Origin of the sequence: Seohaeicola saemankumensis (assembly GCF_042678485.1) — a bacterium.
In the GTDB taxonomy this organism is placed as follows: domain Bacteria; phylum Pseudomonadota; class Alphaproteobacteria; order Rhodobacterales; family Rhodobacteraceae; genus Seohaeicola; species Seohaeicola saemankumensis.
This window is the reverse complement of record NZ_JBHTKR010000005.1, coordinates 325,525-352,086: the sequence shown is the minus strand read 5'-3', so window position 1 is coordinate 352,086 and position 26,562 is coordinate 325,525. Positions and strand designations below refer to the sequence as shown.

Below are 26,562 nucleotides of genomic sequence, written 5' to 3'. Positions count from 1 at the left end.
ACGAAGTGCCGGCTGACGCGTCAGCCTGGCGTTGGAAAAAAGGAGAGGCCATATGGCCAAGAAACTGATCGGCAAGCTCAAGCTTCAGGTGAAAGCCGGGCAAGCCAACCCCTCCCCGCCTGTCGGCCCGGCCCTGGGTCAGCGCGGCATCAACATCATGGAATTCTGCAAGGCGTTCAACGCCAAGACCGCAGACATCGAGCCTGGTGCCCCGACCCCGGTCGTGATTTCCTATTATCAGGACAAATCCTTCACGATGGACATCAAGACGCCGCCCGCGTCTTACTATCTGAAGAAGGCCGCAAAGCTGCAGTCCGGGTCCAAGACCCCCGGTCGCGCCACCGCCGGCACCGTGACCGTCGCCCAGGTGAAGGAAATCGCCGAAGCGAAGATGGTCGATCTGAACGCCACCGACATCGAAGGCGCAATGCAGATCATCCTGGGCTCTGCCCGCTCCATGGGCATCGAGGTGAAGTAATGGCGAAGTTTGGAAAACGTACCCGCGCCGCTCGCGAAGCCATGGCCGGCAAGGAAGACCTGAGCGTTGAAGAAGCCGTCAAGCTGATCAAGGCGAATGCAACGGCGAAGTTCGACGAAACCGTCGAGATCGCGATGAACCTGGGCGTTGACCCCCGTCATGCCGATCAGATGGTTCGCGGTGTTGTCGGTCTGCCGAACGGCACCGGCAAGGACGTCCGCGTCGCCGTGTTCGCACGTGGCGCCAAGGCTGACGAAGCCACCGCCGCAGGTGCCGACATCGTCGGTGCCGAGGACCTGATGGAAACAATCCTGTCCGGCAAGATCGACTTTGATCGCTGCATCGCCACCCCTGACATGATGCCGGTCGTCGGTCGTCTGGGCAAGGTGCTTGGTCCGCGCAACCTGATGCCGAACCCCAAGGTCGGCACGGTGACGATGGATGTCGCAACCGCTGTGCAGGCTGCCAAGGGCGGTGAAGTGCAGTTCAAGGTCGAAAAGGCCGGTGTCGTGCACGCAGGTGTCGGCAAGGTGTCCTTCGACGAGGCGAAACTGGTCGAAAACATTCGCGCCTTCGTGGGCGCCGTGTCGCGCGCCAAACCGGCAGGTGCCAAGGGCGCCTATCTGCGCAAGGTGTCGGTGTCCTCGACGATGGGCCCGGGCGTGTCGATCGACCTGGCCTCGGCCAGCGCTGAATAAGAATTCCGCCCCGGGCCTGTCCCGGGGTCGAATGACGGGGCCTTTACCGGCCCTGTCCTGTCCGAGACGGAGGGTTCAGGCAATCGCCTGAATAAATCCTTCCTGAGATGGGGAACGAGACAACCTGACCGTTGGGTGTGATCCCTCGGGTAGATCTGGCCTCGGGACCCTGAAATTGGACCCGAACGCCCCTTGTTCGCAGGGGGCAAAACTGAGCCGGGGGGAGACCCCCAAATTTGGAGTGAAACTGTGGATAGAGCACAAAAAGAGAAAGTGGTCGAGGAACTCGGCCAGATCTTTGAAAGCTCTGGCGTTGTGGTCGTAGCCCATTACGCAGGTCTCACGGTTGCCGAGATGCAGGACCTGCGCGCGCGTATGCGTAAAGTGGGTGGGTCCGTCCGCGTCGCCAAGAACAAGCTCGCCAAGATCGCCCTTGAAGGGAAGCCTTGCGAAAGCATCGCCAATCTTCTGACGGGCATGACCGTACTGACCTATTCCGAGGATCCCGTGGCAGCAGCCAAGGTGACCGAGGACTTCGCCAAGGACAACAAGAAGTTTGAAATCCTTGGCGGGGCTATGGGCAGCACGGCTCTGGACCGGGCCGGTGTCGAAGCCGTGTCGAAAATGCCGTCGCGCGAGGAGCTTATCGCTTCCATCGTGGGCTGCATTGGGGCACCCGCTGCGAACATCGCCGGTGCGATTGGTGCGCCTGCTTCGAATATCGCGTCCATCCTGTCCACGATCGAGGACAAGGCGGCTGCGTGAGCAACCTTTGATCTGCGTGTGGAAAACCCCGCACGTTGGAACACATCTTAAACGAACGGAAACAGTAAAATGGCTGATCTGAAGAAACTGGCAGAAGAGATCGTTGGTCTGACGCTTCTCGAAGCACAAGAACTGAAAACCATCCTGAAGGATGAGTACGGCATCGAGCCCGCAGCTGGCGGCGCAGTGATGATGGCTGGCCCCGCCGCTGGTGGCGCTGCCGATTCTGCTGAAGAGCAGACCGAATTCGACGTCATCCTGAAGGATGCCGGCGCTTCCAAGATCAACGTGATCAAGGAAGTCCGCGCCATCACCGGTCTGGGCCTGAAAGAAGCCAAGGACCTGGTCGATGCAGGCGGCAAGGCTGTCAAAGAGCAGGTTTCGAAAGCCGAAGCCGACGACATCAAGGCAAAGCTGGAAGCAGCTGGCGCCACCGTCGAGCTGAAGTAATCGGTTCCGGGGAAACCCGGAAATCTGATTTGGCTGGGTCCGGTTTTTCCGGGCCCAGCCTAACCCGTCTCGGCAAGGGCTTTATCGAAAGCCCTTTCCAAGGTGCGGTTCAAGGATCGGGAGGCCTCTGGTGGGACAGGGGCCGCGAATGGATCAGAACAGTCCTGTTTCAAAGAGGTGCGCTGTCGTGGCCCGACGACCTGCGTGACCGGAGAGAAACGAAAGGTGACATCGACCATGGCTCAGACCTTCCTCGGCCAGAAACGTTTGCGCAGATATTACGGCAAGATCCGCGAAGTGCTGGAAATGCCGAACCTGATCGAGGTGCAGAAATCCTCGTATGACCTGTTCCTGAACTCTGGCAGCGGCTTGCAGCCTGCTGACGGCGAAGGGATCATGGGCGTGTTCCAGTCCGTCTTCCCGATCAAGGATTTCAACGAATCCAGCGTTCTGGAATTCGTGAAATACGAGCTGGAAAAGCCGAAATACGATGTTGATGAATGCATGCAGCGCGACATGACCTATGCCGCGCCGCTCAAGGTCACGCTGCGTCTGATCGTGTTCGATGTCGACGAGGATACTGGCGCGAAGTCGGTCAAGGACATCAAGGAACAAGACGTGTTCATGGGCGACATGCCCCTGATGACGCCCAATGGCACCTTCGTGGTGAACGGGACCGAGCGGGTCATCGTGTCCCAGATGCACCGGTCGCCGGGCGTGTTCTTCGACCACGACAAGGGCAAGACGCACAGCTCGGGCAAGCTGCTGTTCGCCTGCCGGATCATTCCTTATCGCGGCTCCTGGCTGGATTTCGAATTCGACGCCAAGGACATCGTGTTCGCGCGGATCGACCGTCGCCGCAAACTGCCGGTGACGACGCTGCTCTATGCCCTCGGCATGGACCAGGAAACGATCATGGACGCGTATTACGATACGGTTCAGTACAAGCTGTCGAAGACCAAGGGCGCCGGCCAGGGCTGGGTGACCAAGTTCTTCCCGGATCGTGTGCGTGGCACCCGTCCGACCTTTGACCTGGTCGATGCCGCCACTGGCGAGGTGATTGCCGAGGCTGGCAAGAAGATCACCCCCCGCGCGGTCAAGCAGCTGAAGGATGAGGGCAAGGTTACCCAACTGCTGGTGCCCTTCGAGAACATCCTGGGCAAGTTCGTCGCCAAGGACATCATCAACGAGGAAACCGGCGCGATCTATGTCGAAGCCGGCGACGAGCTGACGCTGACCCGCGACAAGGACGGTGCGATCACCGGTGGGTCGCTGAAGGAGCTGATGGATGCGGGTATCACCGACATCCCGGTTCTGGACATCGACAACATCAATGTGGGTCCCTACATCCGCAACACCATGGTGGCTGACAAGAACATCGGCCGCGAAGGCGCGCTGATGGACATCTACCGCGTGATGCGTCCCGGCGAGCCGCCCACGGTCGAGGCCGCAAGCGCGCTGTTCGACACGCTGTTTTTCGATGCGGATCGCTATGACCTGTCCGCCGTGGGCCGCGTCAAGATGAACATGCGTCTGGACCTGGATGCCGCGGATACGATGCGTACCCTGCGCCGCGAAGATATCGTGGCCTGCATCAAGGCGCTGTGCGAACTGCGCGATGGCAAGGGCGATATCGACGACATCGACCACCTTGGCAACCGTCGTGTCCGTTCTGTCGGTGAGCTGATGGAGAACCAGTACCGCGTCGGTCTGCTGCGGATGGAGCGCGCCATCAAGGAGCGCATGTCCTCGGTCGAGATCGACACGGTGATGCCGCAAGACCTGATCAATGCCAAGCCGGCGGCTGCGGCGGTGCGTGAATTCTTCGGCTCTTCGCAGCTGTCGCAGTTCATGGACCAGACCAACCCGCTGTCCGAAGTGACGCACAAGCGCCGCCTGTCGGCGCTGGGGCCGGGCGGTCTGACCCGCGAGCGTGCGGGCTTTGAGGTGCGCGACGTTCACCCGACCCACTATGGCCGGATGTGTCCGATTGAAACGCCCGAAGGTCAGAACATCGGTCTGATCAACAGCCTCGCGACCTATGCGCGCGTGAACAAGTACGGCTTCATCGAAACACCCTACCGTCTTGTGAAAGAGGGTAAGGTGACGGATGAGGTTGTGTATCTGTCCGCGACGGAAGAAATGCGTCACACCGTGGCGCAGGCCAACGCGACGCTGGATGCAGATGGCAACCTGGTCAACGAACTGGTCACCACGCGCCAGTCGGGCGACTATACGCTGGCCCCGCGCGAGCAGGTCGATCTGATCGACGTCAGCCCCAAGCAGCTGGTGTCGGTTGCGGCATCGCTGATCCCCTTCCTTGAAAACGACGACGCGAACCGCGCCCTGATGGGGTCGAACATGATGCGTCAGGCGCTGCCCCTGGTGCAGACCGAGGCGCCGCTGGTCGGGACCGGGATCGAAGGTATCGTGGCACGGGATTCCGGTGCTGCGATCATGGCGCGCCGCGCCGGTGTGATCGACCAGGTCGACGCGATGCGTATCGTTGTGCGCGCCACGGAAGATCTGGAACTGGGCGATGCGGGTGTGGACATCTATCGCATGCGCAAGTTCCAGCGGTCCAACCAGAACTCCTGCATCAACCAGCGTCCGCTGGTGAAGGTGGGCGATGTGGTTGCCAAGGGCGAAGTGATTGCCGATGGCCCCTGCACCGACATGGGCGAACTGGCCGTCGGCCGGAACGTCATCGTCGCGTTCATGCCGTGGAATGGCTACAACTACGAAGACTCGATCCTGATTTCCGAGCGTATCGCGCGCGATGACGTCTTTACCTCGATCCATATCGAGGAATTCGAAGTCGCCGCCCGTGACACCAAGCTTGGGCCGGAAGAGATCACGCGCGACATCCCCAACGTCGGCGAGGAAGCCCTTCGCAACCTTGACGAGGCGGGGATCGTCTATATCGGTGCCGACGTCGAACCGGGCGACATCCTTGTGGGCAAGATCACGCCCAAAGGCGAAAGCCCGATGACGCCGGAAGAAAAGCTGCTGCGCGCCATCTTTGGTGAAAAGGCATCTGACGTGCGCGATACATCGCTGCGCGTGAAGCCCGGCGATTTCGGCACGGTCGTGGAAGTCCGCGTGTTCAACCGCCATGGTGTGGAAAAAGACGAACGCGCGCTGCAGATCGAGCGTGAAGAAGTCGAGCGTCTGGCGCGTGACCGCGACGACGAGCTGGCGATCCTGGACCGCAACATCTATGCCCGTCTGAAGGACATGATCCTGGGCAAGGTGGCCGTGAAAGGCCCGAAAGGCGTCAAGCCGAACTCGGTCATCGACGAAGATATGCTGTCGATGCTCAGCCGTGGCCAGTGGTGGCAGCTGGCGCTTGAGAACGAGGCCGACGCGCAGATCATGGAAGCGCTGAACGCACAGTACGAAGTGCAGAAGCGGACCCTTGATGCACGGTTCGAGGACAAGGTCGAAAAAGTCCGCCGTGGCGACGATCTGCCGCCGGGCGTGATGAAGATGGTCAAGGTCTTCATCGCGGTGAAGCGCAAGCTGCAGCCGGGCGACAAGATGGCCGGCCGTCACGGCAACAAGGGTGTTGTGTCCAAGGTCATCCCGATGGAGGACATGCCCTTCCTTGCCGACGGTACGCCGGTCGATATCTGTCTGAACCCGCTGGGCGTGCCGTCGCGCATGAACGTCGGTCAGATCCTTGAAACCCACATGGGCTGGGCGTCGCGTACGCTGGGTCTGCGGGTGGACGAGGCGTTGCAGGAATACCGCCGGTCGGGTGATCTGACCCCGGTGCGCGATGCGATGCGCCAGGCTTACGGCGACGATGTCTATGACGAAGGCATCGAAGGCATGGACGAGGTCCAGCTGGTCGAGGCGGCCAGCACGATCACCAAGGGTGTGCCGATCGCGACGCCGGTCTTCGACGGTGCGAAGGAAGCGGATGTGAACGATGCGCTCAAGCGCGCAGGGTTCGATACATCCGGTCAGTCGATCCTGTTCGACGGGCGCACGGGCGAGCAGTTCATCCGCCCCGTGACCGTGGGCATCAAGTACCTGCTGAAGCTGCATCACCTGGTGGACGAAAAGATCCACGCACGTTCGACCGGGCCCTACAGCCTTGTCACGCAGCAGCCGCTGGGTGGTAAGGCCCAGTTCGGTGGCCAGCGTCTGGGCGAGATGGAGGTCTGGGCACTGGAAGCTTACGGTGCCGCCTACACGCTTCAGGAAATGCTGACCGTCAAGTCGGATGACGTGGCAGGCCGGACCAAGGTGTACGAGTCGATCGTCAAGGGCGAAGACAACTTCGAGGCCGGTGTGCCCGAGTCGTTCAACGTTCTGGTGAAAGAAGTGCGCGGCCTTGGCCTGAACATGGAACTCCTGGACGCCGAGGACGAGTGATCAGGGCGGCGCGCGGCCCAATCCGCGCGCCCCTTCGACCGCTCTGCCTTTGCCCCAAATCAAGGATTTGAAAATGAACCAGGAACTCACGAACAACCCGTTCAACCCGGTTGCCCCCGTCAAGACATTTGACGAGATCAAGGTATCTCTGGCATCGCCAGAACGTATCCTGTCTTGGTCCTATGGCGAGATCAAGAAGCCCGAAACCATCAACTACCGCACGTTCAAGCCCGAGCGTGACGGTCTGTTCTGCGCGCGTATCTTCGGCCCGATCAAGGATTACGAATGCCTGTGCGGCAAGTACAAGCGCATGAAATATCGCGGTGTCGTCTGCGAAAAATGCGGCGTTGAAGTCACGCTGCAAAAGGTCCGCCGCGAGCGGATGGGCCATATCGAACTGGCCTCGCCGGTGGCGCATATCTGGTTCCTCAAGTCGCTGCCCAGCCGCATCGGCCTGATGCTGGACATGACCCTGCGCGATCTGGAGCGGGTTCTCTATTTCGAGAATTACGTTGTGATCGAGCCCGGTCTGACCGATCTGACCTATGGCCAGATGCTGACCGAAGAAGAATTCATGGACGCCCAGGATGCCTATGGCGCGGATGCTTTCACCGCCAATATCGGCGCCGAGGCGATCCGCGAAATGCTGGCCGCCATCGACCTTGAGCAGGAAGCAGAGACCCTGCGCGCCGAGCTGAAGGAAGCCACTGGCGAGCTGAAGCCCAAGAAGATCATCAAGCGTCTGAAGGTCGTGGAATCCTTCCTGGAATCCGGCAACCGTCCGGAATGGATGGTTCTGACCGTGATCCCGGTCATTCCGCCGGAACTGCGCCCGCTGGTGCCGCTGGATGGTGGCCGTTTCGCGACCTCCGACCTGAACGACCTTTACCGTCGTGTGATCAACCGCAACAACCGTCTGAAGCGCCTGATCGAACTGCGCGCGCCCGATATCATCGTGCGTAACGAAAAGCGGATGCTGCAGGAATCGGTTGATGCGCTGTTCGATAACGGCCGTCGTGGCCGCGTGATCACCGGTGCCAACAAGCGCCCGCTGAAATCGCTGTCGGACATGCTGAAAGGCAAGCAGGGTCGCTTCCGCCAGAACCTTCTGGGCAAGCGCGTCGACTTCTCGGGTCGTTCGGTCATCGTGACCGGCCCGGAATTGAAACTGCATCAGTGCGGTCTGCCCAAGAAGATGGCGCTGGAGCTGTTCAAGCCGTTCATCTATTCGCGCCTTGAAGCCAAGGGTCTGTCCTCGACCGTCAAGCAGGCCAAGAAGCTGGTGGAAAAGGAACGCCCCGAAGTCTGGGATATCCTGGACGAGGTGATCCGCGAACATCCCGTGATGCTGAACCGTGCGCCCACCCTGCACCGTCTTGGTTTCCAGGCCTTCGAGCCGATCCTGATCGAAGGCAAGGCGATCCAGCTGCATCCGCTGGTCTGTTCGGCATTCAACGCCGACTTCGACGGTGACCAGATGGCCGTGCACGTCCCGCTGAGCCTTGAGGCCCAGCTGGAAGCGCGCGTTCTGATGATGTCCACGAACAACGTGCTGTCGCCCGCAAACGGCGCGCCGATCATCGTGCCCTCGCAGGACATGATCCTTGGTCTCTACTACACCTCGATCATGCGCGAAGGCATGAAGGGCGAGGGCATGTCCTTTGCCTCGATCGACGAAGTCCAGCACGCGCTGGATGCCGGTGTCGTGCACCTGCACGCCAAGATCACCGCGCGCGTCACCCAGATCGACGAAGAAGGCAACGAAGTCGTCAAGCGGTTCGAAACCACCCCGGGCCGTGTCCGGCTGGGTGCGCTTCTGCCGATGAACGCCAAGGCGCCGTTCGAACTGGTCAACCGGCTTCTGCGCAAGAAAGAGGTGCAGCAGGTCATCGACACCGTCTACCGCTACTGCGGTCAGAAAGAGTCGGTCATCTTCTGTGACCAGATCATGACCATGGGTTTCCGCGAAGCGTTCAAGGCCGGGATTTCCTTCGGCAAGGACGACATGGTGGTGCCCGACAACAAGTGGACGATCGTTGATCAGACACGTGATCAGGTCAAGGATTTCGAACAGCAGTACATGGACGGTCTGATCACCCAGGGTGAGAAGTACAACAAGGTCGTGGATGCCTGGTCGAAGTGTAACGACAAGGTCACCGAAGCCATGATGAGCACGATCTCGGCCAGCAAGCACGATGAGAATGGTGCCGAACTGGAGCCGAACTCGGTCTACATGATGGCCCACTCCGGCGCCCGTGGTTCGGTCACGCAGATGAAGCAGCTGGGCGGGATGCGCGGCCTGATGGCCAAGCCCAACGGCGACATCATCGAAACGCCGATCATCTCGAACTTCAAGGAAGGTCTGACCGTTCTTGAATACTTCAACTCGACCCACGGCGCGCGGAAAGGTCTGTCGGACACCGCTCTGAAGACTGCGAACTCGGGTTACCTGACACGCCGTCTGGTGGACGTGGCGCAGGATTGCATCGTGCGTCAGAAGGATTGCGGCACTGAACGTGCGATCACGGCCGAAGCGGCGGTGAACGACGGTGAGGTCGTGTCTTCGCTGGCTGAGCGTGTTCTGGGCCGTGTCGCGGCCGAGGACCTGGTCAACCCCGCCACTGGCGAGGTGATGGTGGCCCGTGGCGTTCTGATTGACGAGCGCATGGCCGACATGATCGAAGTGTCCAGCCTGCAGACGGCCCGCATCCGCAGCCCGCTGACCTGTGAAGCCGAGGATGGCGTCTGCGCCACCTGCTATGGTCGTGACCTGGCGCGCGGTACGATGGTGAACGTCGGCGAAGCCGTGGGCATCATCGCGGCGCAGTCGATCGGTGAACCCGGTACCCAGCTGACGATGCGGACCTTCCACATCGGCGGCGTTGCCCAGGGTGGTCAGCAGTCCTTCCTGGAAGCAAGCCAGGCCGGGACCGTGACCTATGAAAACGCCTCGACCATCGAGAACTCGAATGGCGAGACGCTGGTCATGGGCCGGAACATGAAGCTGATCATCCGTGACGATAGCGGTGAAGAGCGTGCCAGCCACAAGCTGGGCTACGGCTCGAAGCTGTTCGTCAAGGAAGGCGCCAAGGTTGCCCGCGGCGACAAGCTGTTCGAGTGGGACCCCTACACCCTGCCGATCATCGCCGAGAAGACAGGTCAGGTGAAATATGTCGACCTGGTGTCCGGTATCGCCGTGCGCGACGAAACCGACGATGCCACTGGCATGACCCAGAAGATCGTGATGGACTGGCGCGCGGCCCCCAAGGGCAACGAGCTGAAGCCCGAGATCATCCTGGTCGACACCGATGGCGAGCCTGTCCGCAACGAGGCCGGAAACCCGGTGACCTATCCGATGTCGGTGGACGCGATCCTGTCCGTCGAAGAAGGGCAGGACATCAAGGCCGGTGACGTGGTTGCGCGTATTCCGCGCGAGGGTGCCAAGACCAAGGACATCACCGGGGGTCTTCCCCGCGTGGCGGAACTGTTCGAAGCCCGTCGCCCCAAGGATCACGCGATCATCGCGGAAATCGACGGTTATGTGCGCTTTGGCAAGGACTACAAGAACAAGCGCCGCATCACGATCGAACCCTCGGTCGAGGGGATGGAGCCGGTCGAATACATGGTGCCGAAAGGCAAGCACATCCCGGTGCAGGAAGGCGACTTCGTGCAGAAGGGCGACTACATCATGGACGGCAACCCCGCGCCGCATGACATCCTGGCCATCATGGGTGTCGAGGCGCTGGCCGATTACATGATCGACGAGGTGCAGGACGTCTACCGTCTTCAGGGCGTGAAGATCAACGACAAGCACATCGAAGTCATCGTGCGCCAGATGCTCCAGAAGTGGGAGATCGACGAAAGCGGCGATACCACGCTGCTGAAGGGCGAGCATCTGGACAAGGCCGAGTTCGACGCCGTGAACGACAAGATCATGGCCAAGGGCGGTCGTCCGGCAACGGGCGCGCCGATCCTTCTGGGGATCACCAAGGCGTCGCTGCAGACCCGCAGCTTCATCTCGGCGGCCTCGTTCCAGGAAACCACGCGCGTGCTGACCGAAGCCTCGGTTCAGGGCAAGCGTGACAAGCTGGTCGGCCTGAAAGAGAACGTGATCGTTGGCCGTCTGATCCCGGCCGGGACAGGTGGCGCCACGGCCCGCGTGCGTCGCATCGCGGCCGAGCGTGACAACGTCGTGATCGAAGCCCGCCGCGAGGAGGCCGAAGCCGCCGCCGCGCTGGCCGCACCGGTTGACGATGTCGTCGGTGGCGACGCGTTCGACACGCTGGTCGATACGCCGGAAAGCCGGGAAGAATAAGATCTTCCTGGTCACGTAAAATGAAGACCCCCGCCAGTGGCGGGGGTTTTTTCATGTCAGCCCCTTGCGGCGGCCGCAGGCAAGGATAACGTCGGCAAGCCACGATCCGGAGCAGAGCGATGCTGACAGACAACACGCGCGGCGCGCTTCTGATGATGGCCAGCATGGCCGCCTTCACCCTGAACGACACATTCATGAAGACGCTGGCAGGCGACATGCCGCTGTTCCAGCTGATCTTCATGCGCAGCATTTTCACGACCGTCGCCATCGGCGGGATGGCGCTTTATCTGGGTGCGCTGCATCTGCGTATTCCGCGGCGGGACCGGTGGCTGATCGTGATCCGGGCGCTGTCCGAAGTTGGCTCGGCCTATTTCTTCCTGACGGCGCTTTACAACATGCCACTGGCCAATGTGAGTGCGATCATGCAGTCGCTGCCGCTGGTGGTGACACTGGCCGCAGCCTTGTTCTTCAGCGAACAGTTGGGTTGGCGACGCCTGACGGCGATCATGGTTGGCCTTTGCGGGGTTCTGCTGATCGTGCGGCCGGGCACCGAAGGCTTCAATATCTTTTCGGTCTATGCCCTGATCGCTGTGGCCTTCGTCACGGTGCGCGACCTGGTCACGCGGCGCGTGTCGGGGGCGACCCATTCGATGATGGTGACCTTCATCACCTCGCTGGCGCTTCTGATTGCCTTTGGCCTCGCCAGCATGACGGTGGAGTGGGTGCCGCTGACACTGCATCGCAGCGCCATGACACTGGGGGCTGCGGTCATGGTTGTCTTCGGCTATGTGTTTTCGGTCATGGTGATGCGCGTGGGCGAGATCAGCTTCGTGGCGCCGTTCCGCTATACGGGGTTGATCTGGGCGCTTGTCCTGGGGTGGCTGGTCTTCGGTGACTGGCCCGCGCCCCTGACCCTGCTGGGAGCCGTGATCGTCGTGGGCAGCGGGGTTTTCATGCTCTATCGCGAAGCCCAGTTGAAGCGCCGCATCGCGACCGAGACACGTCTGCGGACGGGCATCGGACACTGACCCGGACGTTGCAAGAACCGGTTCTTGCGCGATGTTGGGCAGGTGGGGGGCGGTGTGTTGACAACCCCTGCGACTCCCCCTATACGCGCCCCATCCGGCCGGGCGTGTGCCCTTTGCCGAATTCAGAACTGTAGTGGACAAGATCCGGGCTAATGCTGCCTCGATCCTCTGGAAACTCACCGCGTCGTTCACCTCGGAATGGGAACGATGGCGGTGATTGTGCTTTGTGGACGCGCAAAGTGCTCAAGATTAACCCGCGGGGATGCCCGCGCAGACACATGTGTTGATAGACGGGGAAAGAAGCCCAATGCCAACGATCCAGCAGCTGATCCGCAAACCGCGGCAGCCCAAAGTCAAACGGTCCAAGTCGATGCACCTGGAGCAGTGCCCGCAAAAGCGTGGCGTCTGCACTCGCGTTTATACGACGACGCCGAAAAAACCGAACTCGGCCATGCGGAAGGTTGCGAAGGTGCGCCTGACCAACGGCTTTGAGGTCATCAGCTACATTCCCGGTGAAAGCCACAACCTTCAGGAGCACTCTGTGGTTCTGATCCGTGGCGGCCGCGTGAAAGACCTTCCCGGTGTCCGCTATCACATCCTGCGCGGTGTTCTGGATACCCAGGGCGTCAAGAACCGTAAGCAGCGTCGTTCGAAGTACGGCGCGAAGCGTCCGAAGTAAGAGGATCTAAACAGATGTCCCGCCGTCACGCCGCTGAAAAACGCGAAATCCTGCCCGATGCCAAGTATGGTGATCGGGTTCTGACGAAGTTCATGAACAACCTGATGATCGACGGCAAGAAGTCCGCCGCCGAGCGTATCGTCTACAACGCGCTGAGCCGCGTCGAGGACAAGATCAAGCGCGCGCCCGTGGAAGTGTTCCACGAAGCGCTCGACAACATCAAGCCCTCGGTCGAAGTCCGGTCGCGCCGTGTTGGTGGTGCCACCTACCAGGTTCCCGTCGAAGTGCGCCCCGAGCGTCGTGAAGCCCTGGCGATTCGCTGGCTGATCAACGCCTCGCGTGCCCGCAACGAGAACACGATGGAAGAACGCCTGGCTGGCGAGCTGCTTGATGCAGTCAACAGCCGCGGTTCCGCCGTGAAGAAGCGGGAAGACACCCACAAGATGGCCGACGCGAACAAAGCGTTCAGCCATTATCGCTGGTAAGAGGAGCACCCCAGATGGCACGCGAATATCCGCTGCAGCGTTATCGCAACTTCGGGATCATGGCCCATATCGACGCGGGCAAGACCACGACGACCGAGCGCATCCTCTACTACACCGGCAAGTCCCACAAGATCGGCGAAGTCCATGACGGCGCCGCCACGATGGACTGGATGGAGCAGGAGCAGGAACGCGGCATCACGATCACTTCGGCCGCGACCACGACTTTCTGGCAGCGCCAGGAAGATCCCAGCGTCGAAGGCACGTCGGATACCAAGTATCGCTTCAACATCATCGACACCCCCGGCCACGTGGACTTCACCATCGAAGTCGAGCGTTCGCTGGCCGTTCTGGACGGCGCCGTTTGCCTTCTGGACGCCAACGCCGGTGTCGAGCCGCAGACCGAAACCGTGTGGCGTCAGGCTGACCGCTACAAGGTGCCGCGCATCGTGTTCGTCAACAAGATGGACAAGATCGGCGCCGACTTCTTCAACTGCGTCAAGATGATCAAGGACCGCACCGGCGCGATCCCTGCACCGATCGCCCTGCCGATCGGCGCCGAGGACAAGCTGGAAGGCATCATCGACCTGCTGAAGATGGAAGAGTGGGTCTGGAAAGGCGAAGACCTGGGCGCGTCCTGGGTGCGTCAGCCGATCCGTGACGAGCTCAAGGATCTGGCCGACGAATGGCGCGCCAACCTGATCGAGATCGCAGTCGAAATGGACGATGCGGCGATGGAAGCCTACCTTGAGGGCAACGAGCCCGACGAGGACACGCTGCGCAAGCTGATCCGCAAGGGTTGCCTGTCGCTGAGCTTCGTTCCCGTGATGGCCGGTTCCGCGTTCAAGAACAAAGGTGTCCAGCCGCTGCTGAACGCCGTGATCGACTTCCTGCCCAGCCCGCTGGACGTGGTCGATTACATGGGCTTCAAGCCGGGCGACGAGACTGAAACCCGCAACATCCCGCGCCGCGCGGACGACAACATGGCCTTCTCGGGCCTGGCGTTCAAAATCATGAACGACCCCTTCGTCGGTTCGCTGACCTTCACGCGTCTCTACTCGGGCGTTCTGCGGAAGGGTGATGCGATGCTGAACTCGACCAAGGGCAAGAAAGAGCGCGTTGGCCGGATGATGATGATGCACGCCATCAACCGCGAAGAGATCGATGAAGCCTATGCAGGTGACATCATTGCGCTTGCGGGTCTGAAGGACACCACGACCGGTGACACGCTGTGTTCGGAGAAGGATCCGGTGGTTCTGGAAACCATGACCTTCCCCGAGCCGGTGATTGAGATCGCTGTCGAGCCCAAGACCAAAGCAGACCAGGAAAAGATGGGCATCGCCCTGGCACGCCTGGCCGCCGAGGATCCGTCATTCCGCGTCGAGACCGATTTCGAATCCGGTCAGACGATCATGAAGGGCATGGGCGAACTTCATCTCGACATCCTCGTCGACCGCATGAAGCGCGAGTTCAAGGTCGAGGCGAACATCGGTGCACCGCAGGTGGCGTATCGTGAAACCGTCAGCCGTGAAGCCGAGATCGACTACACCCACAAGAAACAGTCGGGTGGTTCGGGTCAGTTCGCGCGCGTCAAGATGGTCATCATGCCGACCGAGCCGGGCGAAGGCTATTCGTTCGAAAGCAAGATCGTTGGTGGTTCGGTGCCGAAGGAATACATCCCCGGTGTCGAAAAAGGCATCAAGTCGGTCATGGACTCCGGTCCGCTGGCAGGCTTCCCGGTGATCGACTTCAAGGTGGCCCTGATCGACGGTGCCTACCATGACGTCGACTCTTCGGTTCTGGCGTTCGAAATCGCGGCACGTGCCGGGATGCGCGAAGGCCTGAAGAAAGCCGGCGCGAAGCTGCTGGAACCGATCATGCGCGTGGAAGTCGTGACCCCGGAAGAATATACCGGCGGCATCATCGGCGACCTGACCAGCCGTCGTGGCATGGTCAACGGGCAGGACAGCCGCGGCAACGCGAACGTCATCGACGCCTTCGTGCCGCTGGCCAACATGTTCGGCTACATCAACACGCTGCGTTCGATGTCCTCGGGCCGGGCGAACTTCACCATGCAGTTCGACCATTACGAGGCTGTGCCGCAGAACATCTCGGACGAGATCCAGAAGAAATACGCATAACGGTTGGTGGGGGTCACCCCCACCCTACCACAACCCCGTAGGGTGGGCCGATGCCCACCACCGACGACAAAACAAGGAGTTCCCTGATGGGCAAGGCAAAGTTTGAACGTAACAAACCGCACGTTAACATCGGCACGATCGGTCACGTTGACCACGGCAAGACGACGCTGACGGCTGCGATCACGAAGTATTTCGGCGAGTTCCGGGCCTACGACCAGATCGACGGCGCACCGGAAGAGAAGGCGCGCGGGATCACGATCTCGACGGCGCATGTGGAATACGAGACCGAGACGCGCCACTACGCGCATGTCGATTGCCCCGGCCACGCTGACTATGTGAAGAACATGATCACGGGTGCGGCGCAGATGGACGGCGCGATCCTGGTTGTGAACGCCGCTGACGGCCCGATGCCGCAGACGCGCGAGCACATCCTGCTGGGCCGCCAGGTGGGCATCCCCTACATGGTCGTGTACATGAACAAGGTTGACCAGGTTGACGACGAGGAGCTGCTGGAGCTGGTGGAGATGGAGATCCGCGAGCTGCTGACCTCCTACGAGTATCCGGGCGACGATATTCCGATCATCAAGGGTTCGGCTCTTGCGGCGATGGAAGGCCGTGATCCGGAGATCGGCGAGAACTCGATCCGCGCTCTGATGGAAGCGGTCGACACCTACATCCCGACGCCCGAACGCGCCGTGGACAAGCCGTTCCTGATGCCGATCGAAGACGTGTTCTCGATCTCGGGTCGTGGCACCGTTGTGACCGGCCGTATCGAGCGTGGCGTGATCAACGTCGGTGACAGCATCGAGATCGTGGGGATCAAGGACACCAAGACGACGACCTGCACGGGCGTGGAAATGTTCCGCAAGCTGCTGGATCGTGGTGAGGCCGGCGACAACGTGGGCGTTCTGCTGCGCGGTATCGACCGTGAAGGCGTTGAGCGTGGTCAGGTTCTTTGCAAGCCGAAGTCCGTGAACCCGCACACCCAGTTCGAGGCAGAAGCCTACATCCTGACGAAGGAAGAAGGCGGCCGTCACACGCCGTTCTTCGCGAACTACCGTCCGCAGTTCTACTTCCGCACGACCGACGTGACCGGCACCGTGACGCTGCCCGAGGGCACCGAGATGGTGATGCCGGGCGACAACCTGAAGTTCACCGTCGAACTGATCGCACCGATCGCGATGGAAGACGGCCTGCGCTTCGCCATCCGTGAAGGCGGCCGTACCGTCGGCGCGGGTGTCGTGTCGAAAATTCTGAAGTAAAGACCACTTCGGGTTCGAAGAGGGCCACCGGATGAGCCGGTGGTCCTCCTATCAACTCCAACGCCGCGAAAGGCTAGACTATGCAAAGCCAAAACATTCGCATCCGGCTGAAGGCATTCGATTACCGCGTACTGGACGCCAGCACGCAGGAAATCGTCAACACCGCAAAGCGCACTGGCGCAACGGTGCGTGGCCCGATTCCGCTGCCGAACAAGATCGAAAAGTTCACGGTTCTCCGTGGGCCGCACATCGACAAGAAATCCCGCGATCAGTTCGAGATCCGCACGCACAAGCGTCTGCTCGACATCGTTGATCCGACCCCCCAGACCGTGGACGCGCTGATGAAGCTCGACCTGGCCGCTGGTGTGGACGTCGAGATCAAGCTGCAGTCGTAAGAAGGAGGGTATCCAGGATGCGCTCTGGTGTAATCGCAAAGAAAGTCGGCATGACCCGGCTTTTCATGGAAGACGGAAAGCAGATCCCTGTGACCGTTCTCCAGCTTGAGAACCTGCAGGTCGTGGCACAGCGCACGCCCGAGCGGGACGGCTATACCGCCGTTCAGCTGGGCGCTGGCAATGCCAAGGCCAAGCGGACCTCGAAGGCCATGCGTGGTCATTTCGCGGTGGCCAACGTGGCCCCCAAGCGGAAGATCGCGGAATTCCGCGTCAGCCCCGACAACATGATCGGTGTGGGCGAGGAAATCTCGGCCGAACATTATGTTGCAGGTCAGAAGGTCGACGTTGCAGGCACATCCATCGGTAAAGGTTTTGCCGGTGCGATGAAGCGCCACAACTTTGGCGGTCTGCGGGCCTCGCACGGTGTGTCCATCAGCCACCGTTCGCATGGTTCGACCGGTCAGTGCCAGGACCCCGGCAAGGTGTTCAAGGGCAAGAAGATGGCCGGCCACATGGGTGCCGTGCGTGTGACCACGCAGAACCTTGAAGTCGTGAAAACCGATGCTGAACGTGGCCTGATCATGGTCAAGGGCGCGGTTCCCGGCTCCAAGGGTGGCTGGGTCACGATCAAGGACGCCGTCAAGAAGAAGCTGCCCGAGAACGTTCCGTTCCCGGCGGCCCTGAAATCGGCCATGGCCGCGGCTGCCGCCGAGGCACCGGCCGCAGAAGCGCCCGCCGAAGGGGGTGAAGCATGAAACTTGATGTGATCAATCTGGACGGCAGCAAAGCCGGTTCCGTGGATCTGGACGAGGCGCTGTTCGGTCTTGAGCCGCGCGCCGACATCCTGCACCGCGTGGTCCGTTGGCAGCGCAACAATGCGCAGGCCGGCACCCACAAGGTGAAGACCCGTTCGGAGACCTCCTATTCGACCAAGAAGATCTATCGCCAGAAGGGCACCGGCGGCGCACGTCACGGTGACAAGAACGCGCCGATCTTCCGTCACGGTGGTGTCTACAAGGGTCCGACCCCGCGCAGCCATGGCCATGAGCTGACCAAGAAGTTCCGCAAGCTGGGCCTCAAGCATGCCCTGTCCGCGAAGCTGAAGGCCGGCGAACTGGTCGTCATTTCTGCCGCCGAAGCCGAAGGCAAGACCTCGACCCTGGCCAAGCAGGTGGCAAAGCTGGGTTGGAAGCGCGCGCTGATCATTGATGGTGCAACCGTCAACGACATGTTCGCAAAGGCCGCCCGCAACATCGAAGGTCTGGATATCCTGCCGTCGATGGGCGCAAACGTCTATGACATCCTCAAGCGTGACACCCTGGTGATCACGAAGGCGGGTGTCGAAGCACTGGAGGCTCGTCTGAAATGAGCGCGAAGGCTGAACATTACGACGTGATCCGCAAGCCGATCATCACCGAAAAGGCCACAATGGTGTCCGAAAACGGTGCGGTCGTCTTCGAGGTGGCGATGGATTCCAACAAGCCCGAGATCAAGCAGGCCGTCGAGGCGCTGTTTGGTGTGAAGGTCAAGGCCGTCAACACCACGATCACCAAAGGCAAGACCAAGCGCTTCCGCGGCCAGCCGGGCAAGCGTCGGGACGTCAAGAAAGCCTATGTGACCCTGGAAGAGGGAAACACTATCGACGTGACCACGGGTCTCTGATAGTAGGGCGCGAATCTTCCATGGCCCCGGAATTGCCGGGGCCATGGACTTTTGAGACGGGGACCTTCGGGGCCCTATACCTTGGGCACCTTCGGGGGCCTTCAACATCGCGGGGCCTTGCCCCGCTACGCACAACGGAAGACAGAAAGCATGGCACTCAAGTCGTATAAGCCGACGACGCCGGGCCAGCGTGGGCTGGTTCTGATCGACCGTTCGGAGCTGTGGAAAGGACGTCCGGTCAAGGCCCTCACCGAGGGTTTGACCAAGAATGGCGGCCGGAACAACACCGGACGGATCACGATGCGCCGCAAGGGCGGCGGGGCGAAACGCCTCTATCGGATCGTCGATTTCAAACGTAACAAATTCGACGTGGCGGCCACCGTCGAGCGGATCGAATATGACCCGAACCGGACCGCCTTCATCGCGCTGGTGAAGTACGAGGATGGCGAACAGGCCTATATCCTGGCACCCCAGCGTCTGGCCGTCGGCGACGCTGTCGTCGCGGGCTCCAAGGTCGACATCAAGCCGGGCAACGCGATGCCGTTTTCCGGCATGCCGATCGGTACGATCGTCCACAACATCGAGATGAAGCCCGGCAAGGGTGGTCAGATTGCGCGCGCGGCGGGCACCTATGCCCAGTTCGTGGGTCGCGATGGCGGTTACGCCCAGATCCGCCTGTCCTCGGGTGAACTGCGTCTCGTGCGTCAGGAATGCATGGCCACCGTAGGTGCCGTGTCGAACCCCGACAACAGCAACCAGAACTACGGCAAGGCAGGCCGCATGCGTCACAAGGGCATCCGCCCGAGCGTTCGCGGCGTGGTCATGAACCCGATCGATCACCCGCATGGTGGTGGTGAAGGCCGGACTTCGGGTGGTCGTCATCCGGTGACCCCGTGGGGCAAGCCGACAAAGGGTGCACGCACCCGGAACAAGAACAAAGCGTCCAGCAAGCTCATCCTGCGCTCGCGTCACGCCAAGAAGAAGGGGCGTTAACAGATGTCTCGCTCTGTATGGAAAGGTCCGTTCGTCGACGCTTACGTGCTGAAGAAAGCCGAAGCTGCTCGCGATTCCGGACGTAGTGAAGTTATCAAGATCTGGTCGCGCCGCTCGACGATCCTGCCCCAGTTCGTGGGCCTGACGTTTGGCGTCTACAACGGCAAGAAGCATATCCCGGTGAACGTTTCCGAGGACATGATCGGCCAGAAATTCGGCGAATACTCCCCGACCCGGACCTATTACGGTCACGCGGCCGACAAAAAAGCGAAGCGGAAGTAAGTCATGGGCAAGGAAAAAAACCCCCGCCGCGTGGCAGATAACGAAGCAATGGCAAAACTGCGCATGCTTCGTACCAGCCCGCAGAAGCTGAACCTGGTGGCCGCGATGATCCGTGGCAAGAAAGTGGACAAGGCCCTGACGGACCTGACCTTTTCGAAAAAGCGGATCGCTGTGGACGTGAAGAAATGCCTTCAGTCCGCAATCGCCAACGCCGAGAACAACCATAACCTGGACGTCGATGAACTTGTCGTCGCCGAGGCCTATGTCGGCAAGAACCTGACGCTGAAGCGCGGTCGTCCGCGTGCACGTGGCCGTTTCGGCCGTATCGTCAAGCCGTTCTCGGAACTCACCATCAAGGTGCGTCAAGTTGAGGAGCAAGCCTAATGGGTCAGAAAGTCAATCCGATCGGCATGCGCCTTCAGGTCAACCGCACCTGGGACAGCCGCTGGTATGCCGATACCAAGGACTACGGTAATCTTCTTCTGGAAGATCTGAAGATCCGCAAGTTCATCAAGGAAGAAGCAAAGCAGGCCGGTATCGCCCGCGTGATCATCGAGCGTCCGCACAAGAAGTGCCGCGTCACGATCCATGCGGCCCGTCCGGGTGTGATCATCGGCAAAAAGGGCGCCGATATCGAAACCCTGCGCAAGAAGCTGGCCAAGCTGACGGCAAGCGAACTGCACCTGAACATCGTCGAAGTCCGCAAGCCGGAACTGGACGCGGCTCTGGTCGGTGAAAGCATCGCGCAGCAGCTCGAGCGTCGTGTGTCCTTCCGTCGCGCGATGAAGCGTGCCGTGCAGAACGCCATGCGTATGGGCGCCCTGGGTATCCGGGTGAACGTCGCCGGACGTCTGGGTGGTGCCGAGATCGCGCGGACCGAATGGTACCGTGAAGGTCGCGTGCCGCTGCACACGCTGCGTGCCGATATCGATTACGCCCATGTCGAGGCCACCACGGCTTACGGCATCATCGGTATCAAGGTCTGGATTTTCAAAGGCGAAATCATGGAGCACGATCCGTCTGCCCATGACCGTCGTCTGCAGGAACTCCAGGATGGTCCCGCGCCCCGTGGCGCCGGCGGCCGCCGTTAAGGAGGAATGACAGATGCTTCAACCTAAGCGCACAAAATTCCGCAAGCAGCACAAAGGCCGTATCCACGGCCTGGCCAAGGGCGGTAGCGACCTGAACTTTGGTTCGTTCGGCCTCAAGGCGACCGAGCCGGAGCGTGTCACGGCGCGTCAGATCGAGGCGGCTCGCCGCGCTCTGACCCGTCACATGAAACGTCAGGGCCGCGTCTGGATCCGGATTTTCCCGGACGTTCCGGTGACCTCGAAGCCGACCGAAGTCCGTATGGGTAAAGGTAAGGGTTCTGTGGATTACTGGGCAGCCCGCATCAAGCCGGGTCGTGTGATGTTCGAGATCGACGGCGTCGACGAGACCATCGCGCGCGAGGCCCTGCGCCTGGCCGCCATGAAACTGCCGATCAAGACCCGTGTGGTTGCGCGCGAAGACTGGTAAGGTTTTCGCCAACACAAGACAGGGCAGGGCGGGGGCGACCCCGCCTTGTCTTTTTCGAAACCGGGTCTGTTGCAAACAGGCCTTGTCAATGCAAGGGAACCGGCCTATACGGCCCCTTCATCCATCTCCACCGGGAATCAGGGTGACCCTGTCACAAGGGGCTCTCCGGTGACGTTGTTAAAAAGGACCGGCGACATGAACGCCCAGGAACTACGCAATAAATCCCTCGATCAGCTCCGCGAGGACCTGGTTGCCCTGAAGAAAGAAGCATTCAACCTGCGCTTTCAACAGGCGACTGGCCAGCTGGAATCCACCGCCCGCATCAAGACGGTTCGCCGTGACGTGGCGCGCGTGAAGACCGTGCTGAACGAAAAAGCCGCAGCCGCGGCCGCAGAATAAGGAGCCTGACAGATGCCCAAACGTATTCTTCAAGGCACCGTGACAAGCACGGCAAATGCCCAGACCGTGACCGTTCAGGTGGAACGCCGCTTCACGCATCCTGTTCTGAAAAAGACCATCCGTAAGTCCAAGAAATATCGGGCTCACGATGAGACGAACGCTTTCAGCGTCGGTGACACCGTCCGTATCCAGGAATGTGCACCCAAGTCGAAAACGAAACGCTGGGAGGTTATCGCAAGCTAAGCGATAGCCTTTCGGTTCATCGAAACCCTGGGGAAATGCCGATAGCGGCCCCCAAAGGTCGGGAGAAACCAAATGATCCAGATGCAGACCAATCTGGATGTTGCTGACAACTCCGGCGCACGCCGGGTGCAGTGCATCAAGGTTCTCGGCGGTTCGCACCGCCGGTATGCGTCCGTTGGCGACATCATCGTGGTGTCCGTCAAGGAAGCCATTCCGCGCGGTCGCGTGAAGAAGGGTGATGTCCGCAAGGCCGTCGTCGTTCGCACCGCCAAGGAAGTTCGCCGTGAAGACGGCACAGCGATCCGTTTCGATCGCAACGCAGCAGTCATCCTGAACAACAACAACGAGCCCGTCGGCACCCGTATCTTCGGGCCGGTGGTTCGTGAGCTGCGCGCCAAGAACTTCATGAAAATCATCTCGCTCGCGCCGGAGGTGCTGTAAGATGGCTGCCAAGCTGAAAACCGGCGACAAGGTCGTCGTCCTGGCCGGCAAGGACAAGGGCAAGCAGGGGACGATCGCGTCCGTTGACCCCAAGGCCGGCAAAGCCGTGGTGGAAGGCCTGAACATGGCCATCCGTCACACCCGTCAGAGCCAGACCAGCCAGGGCGGCCGCATCCCCAAGGCGATGCCGATTGCCCTGTCGAACCTGGCTTTCCTTGACAAGAACGGCAAGGCAACGCGCGTCGGCTTCAAGATTGAAGGCGACAAGAAGGTGCGTATCGCCAAGACCACGGGGGACGTGATCGATGCTTGATACTGCAACCTATACCCCGCGCCTCAAGGCTCTTTACAAGGATGCGATCCGCGCCGCTCTGAAGGAGGAATTCTCCTACAAGAACGACATGCAGATCCCGCGTCTGGACAAGATCGTCCTGAACATCGGCTGCGGTGCAGAAGCCGTGCGCGACAGCAAGAAGGCGAAATCGGCACAGGAAGACCTGTCCACGATCGCTGGCCAGAAAGCTGTCACCACCATCGCCAAGAACTCGATCGCGGGCTTCCGCGTCCGCGAGGGCATGCCGATGGGTGCAAAGGTCACGCTGCGCGGCGACCGCATGTACGAATTCCTGGATCGTCTGATCACGATTGCAATGCCCCGTATCCGCGACTTCCGCGGCGTGCCCGGCAAATCCTTCGACGGTCGTGGCAACTACGCCATGGGCCTGAAAGAGCATATCGTGTTCCCCGAGATCAACTTCGACAAGGTCGATGAGGTCTGGGGTATGGACATCGTGATCGCCACCACCGCGAAAACCGACGCGGAAGCTAAGGCGCTGTTGAAGCAATTCAACATGCCCTTCAACAGCTAAGCGCGGGAGAGAGAGTTATGGCTAAGAAATCTATGATCGAACGCGAAAAGAAGCGTCAGGAGCTGGTGGACAAGTTCGCTGCCAAGCGCGCTGCGCTGAAGGCGATCGTCAACGACCAGTCCAAGCCGATGGAAGAGCGTTTCCGCGCCTCCCTGAAGCTGGCGAAACTGCCGCGCAACAGCTCTGCTGTGCGTCTGCACAACCGCTGCCAGCTGACCGGTCGTCCGCATGCGTATTACCGCAAGCTGAAACTGTCGCGTATCGCGCTGCGGGATCTGGGCTCCATGGGCCAGATTCCCGGCCTGGTGAAATCCAGCTGGTAAGGGAGAGACTGATATGAACGATCCTATCGGCGATATGCTCACCCGTATTCGCAACAGCCAGTCGCGTGGCAAGTCCACCGTCATGACCCCTGCTTCCAAGCTGCGGGCATGGGTTCTGGATGTGCTTGCGGATGAAGGTTACATCCGCGGTTACGAAAAGGGCACCGATGAGAATGGTCACCCGACCCTGATCATCAGCCTGAAATATTTCGATGGCACCCCTGTCATTCGCGAAATCAAGCGGGTCTCCAAGCCCGGGCGTCGCGTTTACATGGGCGTCAAGGACATCCCGTCGGTCCGTCAGGGCCTGGGTGTGTCGATTGTCAGCACGCCCAAGGGTGTGATGTCGGATGCAGCAGCACGCAGCGCCAATGTTGGCGGTGAAGTGCTCTGCACGGTCTTCTAAGGAGGAAGGCAATGTCTCGCATTGGTAAGAAACCGGTCGAGCTGCCCGCAGGCGTTTCGGCGTCCGTGTCCGGCCAGACCGTCGAAGTGAAGGGCCCCAAGGGGACCAAGCATTTCAACGCAACCGACGATGTCACCATTGCCGTTGATGGCAATCTGGTGTCGATCACCCCGCGTGGTACGTCCAAGCGCGCCCGCCAGCAGTGGGGCATGTCCCGCTCGATGGTGGCGAACCTTGTGACCGGTGTGACCACCGGGTTCAAGAAAGAGCTTGAGATCACGGGTGTGGGTTACCGCGCCGCGATCCAGGGCAACACGCTGAAACTGTCGCTGGGCTACAGCCACGAAGTCAACTTCGAGGTGCCCAATGGCGTGACGGTGACCTGCCCCAAGCAGACCGAAATCGTTGTGGAAGGTGATGACGCCCAGCTTGTGGGCCAGGTCGCGGCGAATATCCGCGAATGGCGCAAGCCCGAGCCCTACAAGGGCAAAGGCATCAAGTACAAGGGTGAGTACATCTTCCGCAAGGAAGGCAAGAAGAAGTAAGGACGCGAAAGATGGCAAACAGCAAAAGAACCCTGTTTCTGAAGCGCCGCCTGCGCGTTCGGAACAAACTTCGGAAGGTGAACGCGGGTCGCGTGCGCCTCTCCGTTCACCGCAGCAACAAGAACATCAGCGTGCAGCTGATCGACGATGTGCGTGGCGTAACCCTGGCCGCTGCCTCCACCCTGGAGAAGGCGCTTGGTGTCGTTGGCAAGAACAACGTCGAAGCGGCTGCCAAGGTGGGCGCGGCGATCGCCGAGCGTGCCAAGAAGGCCGGTGTCGAAGACTGCTACTTCGATCGTGGTGGTTTCCTCTTTCACGGGAAGGTGAAGGCTCTGGCCGACGCTGCCCGTGAAGGTGGCCTCAAGTTCTAAGGAGACGAGAGAATGGCAAGAGAAGACAACCGCCGCGACCGTCGCGACCGCGAAGAGGCCGCCCCGGAGTTCGCCGATCGTCTCGTGGCGATCAACCGTGTGTCCAAGACCGTGAAGGGCGGCAAGCGTTTCGGCTTTGCAGCACTCGTGGTAGTGGGTGACCAGAAGGGCCGTGTCGGCTTTGGCAAGGGCAAGGCGAAAGAAGTGCCCGAAGCCATCCGCAAGGCAACGGAACAGGCCAAGCGCCAGATGATCCGTGTGCCCCTGCGCGAAGGCCGCACGCTGCACCACGACATGGAAGGGCGCCATGGCGCCGGCAAGGTCGTGATGCGCGCCGCACCGGAAGGTACCGGAATCATCGCCGGTGGTCCGATGCGCGCCGTGTTCGAGATGCTGGGCCTCAAGGACGTCGTGTCCAAGTCGCTTGGTTCGCAGAACCCCTACAACATGATCCGTGCCACCATCGACGGGCTGAAGAAAGAATCCAGCCCCCGTTCCGTGGCCCAGCGTCGTGGCAAGAAGGTCGCCGACATCCTGCGCAAGGACGATGCGCCGGCTGCCGAAGCGGCTGAAGCGTAAGGAAACGGTACCATGGCTAAAACCATCGTTGTCAAGCAGATCGGCTCGCCGATCCGCCGCCCCGAGAAGCAGCGCCAGACCCTGATCGGTCTGGGTCTGAACAAGATGCACAAGACCCGCGAGTTGGAGGATACACCTTCGATCCGTGGCATGGTCGCCAAGATCCCGCATCTGGTCCAGATCATCGAAGAGCGCGAATAACCATTCGGGGCGGGTTCAGGCCCGCCCTGTATTCACAATCAAAGCCGTGTTCGGCCGCTCCCGTCGCTGGGGGTCGCATCCGGCACAAGGAGAAGCGACATGAAACTGCATGAACTGAGTGATAACGACGGCGCAACCAAGAAGCGCAAGCGCGTGGGCCGTGGCCCCGGCTCTGGTACCGGCAAGACCGGTGGACGGGGTATCAAGGGTCAGAAGTCCCGTTCGGGTGTCTCGATCGGTGGCTACGAGGGTGGCCAGATGCCGCTCTATCAGCGTCTGCCGAAACGCGGCTTCACCAAGCCCAACCGCAAGTCCTATGCTGTTGTGAACCTGGGCATCATCCAGAAGTTCATCGAGGCCGGCAAGATCGACGCGAAGGCACCGATCACCGAAGACGTGATGGTGGCTTCCGGGCTGGTCCGTCGCAAGCTGGACGGTGTGCGCGTTCTGGCCAAGGGCGATTTCTCGTCCAAGGTGACGCTGAACGTGACCGGTGCTTCGGCCCAGGCCGTTGAAGCGGTTGCGAAACTGGGTGGCGCGCTGAACGTGGCAGCACCTGCTGCGGCCCCTGCGGCTGAATAACGGGTTGTGAGCGGCGCGCGCGCCGCTTACATAGGCCCTAGTTTTCCTGAACGCCGCCTGAGCCGGAAAACC

General features: G+C 60.8%; 32 protein-coding genes. All 32 read left to right on the top strand.

The genetic code is table 11. The features are described 5' to 3' along the window. The first annotated feature begins 52 nt into the window (after positions 1-52). Entirely contained in the window at positions 53-478 is a 426-nt protein-coding gene (gene rplK / locus ACFQ3C_RS14030; protein ID WP_380793021.1) for a 50S ribosomal protein L11, read from the top strand. Next, a complete protein-coding gene (gene rplA, locus ACFQ3C_RS14025; protein ID WP_380793018.1) occupies positions 478-1,176 on the top strand; it encodes a 50S ribosomal protein L1 in 699 nt (232 codons plus the stop codon). Before rplK ends, rplA begins: the two co-directional genes overlap by 1 nt. Before the next feature lie 249 nt (positions 1,177-1,425). After that, a complete protein-coding gene (gene rplJ, locus ACFQ3C_RS14020; RefSeq protein ID WP_380793015.1) occupies positions 1,426-1,941 on the top strand; it encodes a 50S ribosomal protein L10 in 516 nt (171 codons plus the stop codon). A gap of 69 nt (positions 1,942-2,010) precedes the next feature. After that, complete coding sequence (gene rplL / locus ACFQ3C_RS14015; RefSeq protein WP_068289620.1) at positions 2,011-2,391, top strand: 50S ribosomal protein L7/L12; 381 nt, start codon at positions 2,011-2,013, stop codon at positions 2,389-2,391. Positions 2,392-2,628: 237 nt separating this feature from the next. After that, positions 2,629-6,774 carry a DNA-directed RNA polymerase subunit beta gene (rpoB, locus tag ACFQ3C_RS14010; protein ID WP_380793011.1) on the top strand — a complete coding sequence of 1,382 codons (4,146 nt, stop codon included), beginning with the start codon at positions 2,629-2,631 and terminating at the stop codon, positions 6,772-6,774. 73 nt (positions 6,775-6,847) lie between these two features. Beyond that, positions 6,848-11,089, top strand: coding sequence for a DNA-directed RNA polymerase subunit beta' (gene rpoC / locus ACFQ3C_RS14005; protein ID WP_380793008.1), 4,242 nt, complete (start codon positions 6,848-6,850; stop codon positions 11,087-11,089). 119 nt (positions 11,090-11,208) lie between these two features. Continuing rightward, complete coding sequence (locus ACFQ3C_RS14000) at positions 11,209-12,117, top strand: DMT family transporter (RefSeq protein WP_380793006.1); 909 nt, start codon at positions 11,209-11,211, stop codon at positions 12,115-12,117. A 307-nt stretch (positions 12,118-12,424) separates the two neighbouring features. Next, complete coding sequence (rpsL, locus tag ACFQ3C_RS13995; RefSeq protein ID WP_068289616.1) at positions 12,425-12,796, top strand: 30S ribosomal protein S12; 372 nt, start codon at positions 12,425-12,427, stop codon at positions 12,794-12,796. Between the two features lie 14 nt (positions 12,797-12,810). Beyond that, on the top strand, positions 12,811-13,281 hold the full coding sequence (gene rpsG / locus ACFQ3C_RS13990) for a 30S ribosomal protein S7 (protein ID WP_068289614.1): 471 nt from the start codon (positions 12,811-12,813) through the stop codon (positions 13,279-13,281). A gap of 14 nt (positions 13,282-13,295) precedes the next feature. Next, positions 13,296-15,419 carry an elongation factor G gene (gene fusA, locus ACFQ3C_RS13985; RefSeq protein ID WP_380792997.1) on the top strand — a complete coding sequence of 708 codons (2,124 nt, stop codon included), beginning with the start codon at positions 13,296-13,298 and terminating at the stop codon, positions 15,417-15,419. Between the two features lie 86 nt (positions 15,420-15,505). Further along, positions 15,506-16,681: an elongation factor Tu gene (gene tuf / locus ACFQ3C_RS13980; RefSeq protein ID WP_380793348.1), complete on the top strand. Its 1,176-nt coding sequence runs from the start codon at positions 15,506-15,508 to the stop codon at positions 16,679-16,681. 80 nt (positions 16,682-16,761) lie between these two features. Then, positions 16,762-17,076 (top strand): 30S ribosomal protein S10, encoded by a 315-nt coding sequence (rpsJ, locus tag ACFQ3C_RS13975; RefSeq protein ID WP_068289216.1) that lies wholly within the window; start codon positions 16,762-16,764, stop codon positions 17,074-17,076. Positions 17,077-17,093: 17 nt separating this feature from the next. Beyond that, positions 17,094-17,831 carry a 50S ribosomal protein L3 gene (gene rplC, locus ACFQ3C_RS13970; protein WP_380792993.1) on the top strand — a complete coding sequence of 246 codons (738 nt, stop codon included), beginning with the start codon at positions 17,094-17,096 and terminating at the stop codon, positions 17,829-17,831. Then, complete coding sequence (gene rplD / locus ACFQ3C_RS13965; RefSeq protein ID WP_380792990.1) at positions 17,828-18,445, top strand: 50S ribosomal protein L4; 618 nt, start codon at positions 17,828-17,830, stop codon at positions 18,443-18,445. The genes rplC and rplD overlap by 4 nt, the downstream gene beginning before the upstream one ends. After that, the gene (locus ACFQ3C_RS13960; protein ID WP_068289207.1) at positions 18,442-18,738 is read left to right on the top strand and encodes a 50S ribosomal protein L23; all 297 of its coding nucleotides are present in this window, start codon (positions 18,442-18,444) and stop codon (positions 18,736-18,738) included. Before rplD ends, ACFQ3C_RS13960 begins: the two co-directional genes overlap by 4 nt. A 150-nt stretch (positions 18,739-18,888) precedes the next feature. Continuing rightward, positions 18,889-19,731, top strand: a complete 843-nt coding sequence (gene rplB / locus ACFQ3C_RS13955; protein WP_380792986.1) for a 50S ribosomal protein L2 — start codon at positions 18,889-18,891, stop codon at positions 19,729-19,731. A 3-nt stretch (positions 19,732-19,734) separates the two neighbouring features. Continuing rightward, positions 19,735-20,013 carry a 30S ribosomal protein S19 gene (gene rpsS / locus ACFQ3C_RS13950; RefSeq protein WP_380792983.1) on the top strand — a complete coding sequence of 93 codons (279 nt, stop codon included), beginning with the start codon at positions 19,735-19,737 and terminating at the stop codon, positions 20,011-20,013. A 3-nt stretch (positions 20,014-20,016) separates the two neighbouring features. Then, on the top strand, positions 20,017-20,397 hold the full coding sequence (gene rplV, locus ACFQ3C_RS13945; protein WP_068289201.1) for a 50S ribosomal protein L22: 381 nt from the start codon (positions 20,017-20,019) through the stop codon (positions 20,395-20,397). Then, positions 20,397-21,104, top strand: a complete 708-nt coding sequence (rpsC, locus tag ACFQ3C_RS13940; protein ID WP_068289198.1) for a 30S ribosomal protein S3 — start codon at positions 20,397-20,399, stop codon at positions 21,102-21,104. The genes rplV and rpsC overlap by 1 nt, the downstream gene beginning before the upstream one ends. 13 nt (positions 21,105-21,117) lie before the next feature. Further along, positions 21,118-21,531: a 50S ribosomal protein L16 gene (gene rplP / locus ACFQ3C_RS13935; RefSeq protein ID WP_068289196.1), complete on the top strand. Its 414-nt coding sequence runs from the start codon at positions 21,118-21,120 to the stop codon at positions 21,529-21,531. Between the two features lie 195 nt (positions 21,532-21,726). Then, positions 21,727-21,930 carry a 50S ribosomal protein L29 gene (rpmC, locus tag ACFQ3C_RS13930; protein WP_380792977.1) on the top strand — a complete coding sequence of 68 codons (204 nt, stop codon included), beginning with the start codon at positions 21,727-21,729 and terminating at the stop codon, positions 21,928-21,930. A 12-nt stretch (positions 21,931-21,942) separates the two neighbouring features. Continuing rightward, entirely contained in the window at positions 21,943-22,173 is a 231-nt protein-coding gene (rpsQ, locus tag ACFQ3C_RS13925; RefSeq protein ID WP_380792974.1) for a 30S ribosomal protein S17, read from the top strand. Between the two features lie 72 nt (positions 22,174-22,245). Further along, the gene (rplN, locus tag ACFQ3C_RS13920; RefSeq protein ID WP_009574016.1) at positions 22,246-22,614 is read left to right on the top strand and encodes a 50S ribosomal protein L14; all 369 of its coding nucleotides are present in this window, start codon (positions 22,246-22,248) and stop codon (positions 22,612-22,614) included. A 1-nt stretch (position 22,615) separates the two neighbouring features. Then, on the top strand, positions 22,616-22,927 hold the full coding sequence (gene rplX, locus ACFQ3C_RS13915) for a 50S ribosomal protein L24 (RefSeq protein ID WP_380792969.1): 312 nt from the start codon (positions 22,616-22,618) through the stop codon (positions 22,925-22,927). Continuing rightward, positions 22,920-23,483, top strand: a complete 564-nt coding sequence (gene rplE / locus ACFQ3C_RS13910; RefSeq protein ID WP_380792963.1) for a 50S ribosomal protein L5 — start codon at positions 22,920-22,922, stop codon at positions 23,481-23,483. The genes rplX and rplE overlap by 8 nt, the downstream gene beginning before the upstream one ends. 17 nt (positions 23,484-23,500) lie before the next feature. Further along, positions 23,501-23,806 carry a 30S ribosomal protein S14 gene (gene rpsN / locus ACFQ3C_RS13905; protein WP_068289181.1) on the top strand — a complete coding sequence of 102 codons (306 nt, stop codon included), beginning with the start codon at positions 23,501-23,503 and terminating at the stop codon, positions 23,804-23,806. Between the two features lie 13 nt (positions 23,807-23,819). Continuing rightward, entirely contained in the window at positions 23,820-24,212 is a 393-nt protein-coding gene (gene rpsH / locus ACFQ3C_RS13900) for a 30S ribosomal protein S8 (protein WP_380792955.1), read from the top strand. 11 nt (positions 24,213-24,223) lie between these two features. After that, a complete protein-coding gene (gene rplF / locus ACFQ3C_RS13895; protein WP_380792952.1) occupies positions 24,224-24,757 on the top strand; it encodes a 50S ribosomal protein L6 in 534 nt (177 codons plus the stop codon). A gap of 11 nt (positions 24,758-24,768) precedes the next feature. Next, complete coding sequence (gene rplR / locus ACFQ3C_RS13890) at positions 24,769-25,128, top strand: 50S ribosomal protein L18 (RefSeq protein ID WP_068289173.1); 360 nt, start codon at positions 24,769-24,771, stop codon at positions 25,126-25,128. A 12-nt stretch (positions 25,129-25,140) separates the two neighbouring features. Then, entirely contained in the window at positions 25,141-25,707 is a 567-nt protein-coding gene (rpsE, locus tag ACFQ3C_RS13885) for a 30S ribosomal protein S5 (protein ID WP_068289170.1), read from the top strand. Between the two features lie 12 nt (positions 25,708-25,719). Continuing rightward, a complete protein-coding gene (gene rpmD, locus ACFQ3C_RS13880; RefSeq protein WP_068289167.1) occupies positions 25,720-25,908 on the top strand; it encodes a 50S ribosomal protein L30 in 189 nt (62 codons plus the stop codon). Between the two features lie 99 nt (positions 25,909-26,007). Then, on the top strand, positions 26,008-26,490 hold the full coding sequence (gene rplO, locus ACFQ3C_RS13875; RefSeq protein WP_380792946.1) for a 50S ribosomal protein L15: 483 nt from the start codon (positions 26,008-26,010) through the stop codon (positions 26,488-26,490). The last annotated feature ends 72 nt before the right edge of the window (positions 26,491-26,562 follow it).

Excerpts from the sequence above, each read along its gene's own strand:
- rplK (WP_380793021.1), top strand. The coding sequence starts at position 53 with ATGGCCAAGAAACTGATCGGCAAGCTCAAGCTTCAGGTGAAAGCCGGG.
- rplA (WP_380793018.1), top strand. The coding sequence starts at position 478 with ATGGCGAAGTTTGGAAAACGTACCCGCGCCGCTCGCGAAGCCATGGCC.
- rplL (WP_068289620.1), top strand. The coding sequence starts at position 2,011 with ATGGCTGATCTGAAGAAACTGGCAGAAGAGATCGTTGGTCTGACGCTT.
- rpoB (WP_380793011.1), top strand. The coding sequence starts at position 2,629 with ATGGCTCAGACCTTCCTCGGCCAGAAACGTTTGCGCAGATATTACGGC.
- rpoC (WP_380793008.1), top strand. The coding sequence starts at position 6,848 with ATGAACCAGGAACTCACGAACAACCCGTTCAACCCGGTTGCCCCCGTC.
- ACFQ3C_RS14000 (WP_380793006.1), top strand. The coding sequence starts at position 11,209 with ATGCTGACAGACAACACGCGCGGCGCGCTTCTGATGATGGCCAGCATG.
- rpsL (WP_068289616.1), top strand. The coding sequence starts at position 12,425 with ATGCCAACGATCCAGCAGCTGATCCGCAAACCGCGGCAGCCCAAAGTC.
- rpsG (WP_068289614.1), top strand. The coding sequence starts at position 12,811 with ATGTCCCGCCGTCACGCCGCTGAAAAACGCGAAATCCTGCCCGATGCC.
- fusA (WP_380792997.1), top strand. The coding sequence starts at position 13,296 with ATGGCACGCGAATATCCGCTGCAGCGTTATCGCAACTTCGGGATCATG.
- tuf (WP_380793348.1), top strand. The coding sequence starts at position 15,506 with ATGGGCAAGGCAAAGTTTGAACGTAACAAACCGCACGTTAACATCGGC.
- rpsJ (WP_068289216.1), top strand. The coding sequence starts at position 16,762 with ATGCAAAGCCAAAACATTCGCATCCGGCTGAAGGCATTCGATTACCGC.
- rplC (WP_380792993.1), top strand. The coding sequence starts at position 17,094 with ATGCGCTCTGGTGTAATCGCAAAGAAAGTCGGCATGACCCGGCTTTTC.
- rplD (WP_380792990.1), top strand. The coding sequence starts at position 17,828 with ATGAAACTTGATGTGATCAATCTGGACGGCAGCAAAGCCGGTTCCGTG.
- ACFQ3C_RS13960 (WP_068289207.1), top strand. The coding sequence starts at position 18,442 with ATGAGCGCGAAGGCTGAACATTACGACGTGATCCGCAAGCCGATCATC.
- rplB (WP_380792986.1), top strand. The coding sequence starts at position 18,889 with ATGGCACTCAAGTCGTATAAGCCGACGACGCCGGGCCAGCGTGGGCTG.
- rpsS (WP_380792983.1), top strand. The coding sequence starts at position 19,735 with ATGTCTCGCTCTGTATGGAAAGGTCCGTTCGTCGACGCTTACGTGCTG.
- rplV (WP_068289201.1), top strand. The coding sequence starts at position 20,017 with ATGGGCAAGGAAAAAAACCCCCGCCGCGTGGCAGATAACGAAGCAATG.
- rpsC (WP_068289198.1), top strand. The coding sequence starts at position 20,397 with ATGGGTCAGAAAGTCAATCCGATCGGCATGCGCCTTCAGGTCAACCGC.
- rplP (WP_068289196.1), top strand. The coding sequence starts at position 21,118 with ATGCTTCAACCTAAGCGCACAAAATTCCGCAAGCAGCACAAAGGCCGT.
- rpmC (WP_380792977.1), top strand. The coding sequence starts at position 21,727 with ATGAACGCCCAGGAACTACGCAATAAATCCCTCGATCAGCTCCGCGAG.
- rpsQ (WP_380792974.1), top strand. The coding sequence starts at position 21,943 with ATGCCCAAACGTATTCTTCAAGGCACCGTGACAAGCACGGCAAATGCC.
- rplN (WP_009574016.1), top strand. The coding sequence starts at position 22,246 with ATGATCCAGATGCAGACCAATCTGGATGTTGCTGACAACTCCGGCGCA.
- rplX (WP_380792969.1), top strand. The coding sequence starts at position 22,616 with ATGGCTGCCAAGCTGAAAACCGGCGACAAGGTCGTCGTCCTGGCCGGC.
- rplE (WP_380792963.1), top strand. The coding sequence starts at position 22,920 with ATGCTTGATACTGCAACCTATACCCCGCGCCTCAAGGCTCTTTACAAG.
- rpsN (WP_068289181.1), top strand. The coding sequence starts at position 23,501 with ATGGCTAAGAAATCTATGATCGAACGCGAAAAGAAGCGTCAGGAGCTG.
- rpsH (WP_380792955.1), top strand. The coding sequence starts at position 23,820 with ATGAACGATCCTATCGGCGATATGCTCACCCGTATTCGCAACAGCCAG.
- rplF (WP_380792952.1), top strand. The coding sequence starts at position 24,224 with ATGTCTCGCATTGGTAAGAAACCGGTCGAGCTGCCCGCAGGCGTTTCG.
- rplR (WP_068289173.1), top strand. The coding sequence starts at position 24,769 with ATGGCAAACAGCAAAAGAACCCTGTTTCTGAAGCGCCGCCTGCGCGTT.
- rpsE (WP_068289170.1), top strand. The coding sequence starts at position 25,141 with ATGGCAAGAGAAGACAACCGCCGCGACCGTCGCGACCGCGAAGAGGCC.
- rpmD (WP_068289167.1), top strand. The coding sequence starts at position 25,720 with ATGGCTAAAACCATCGTTGTCAAGCAGATCGGCTCGCCGATCCGCCGC.
- rplO (WP_380792946.1), top strand. The coding sequence starts at position 26,008 with ATGAAACTGCATGAACTGAGTGATAACGACGGCGCAACCAAGAAGCGC.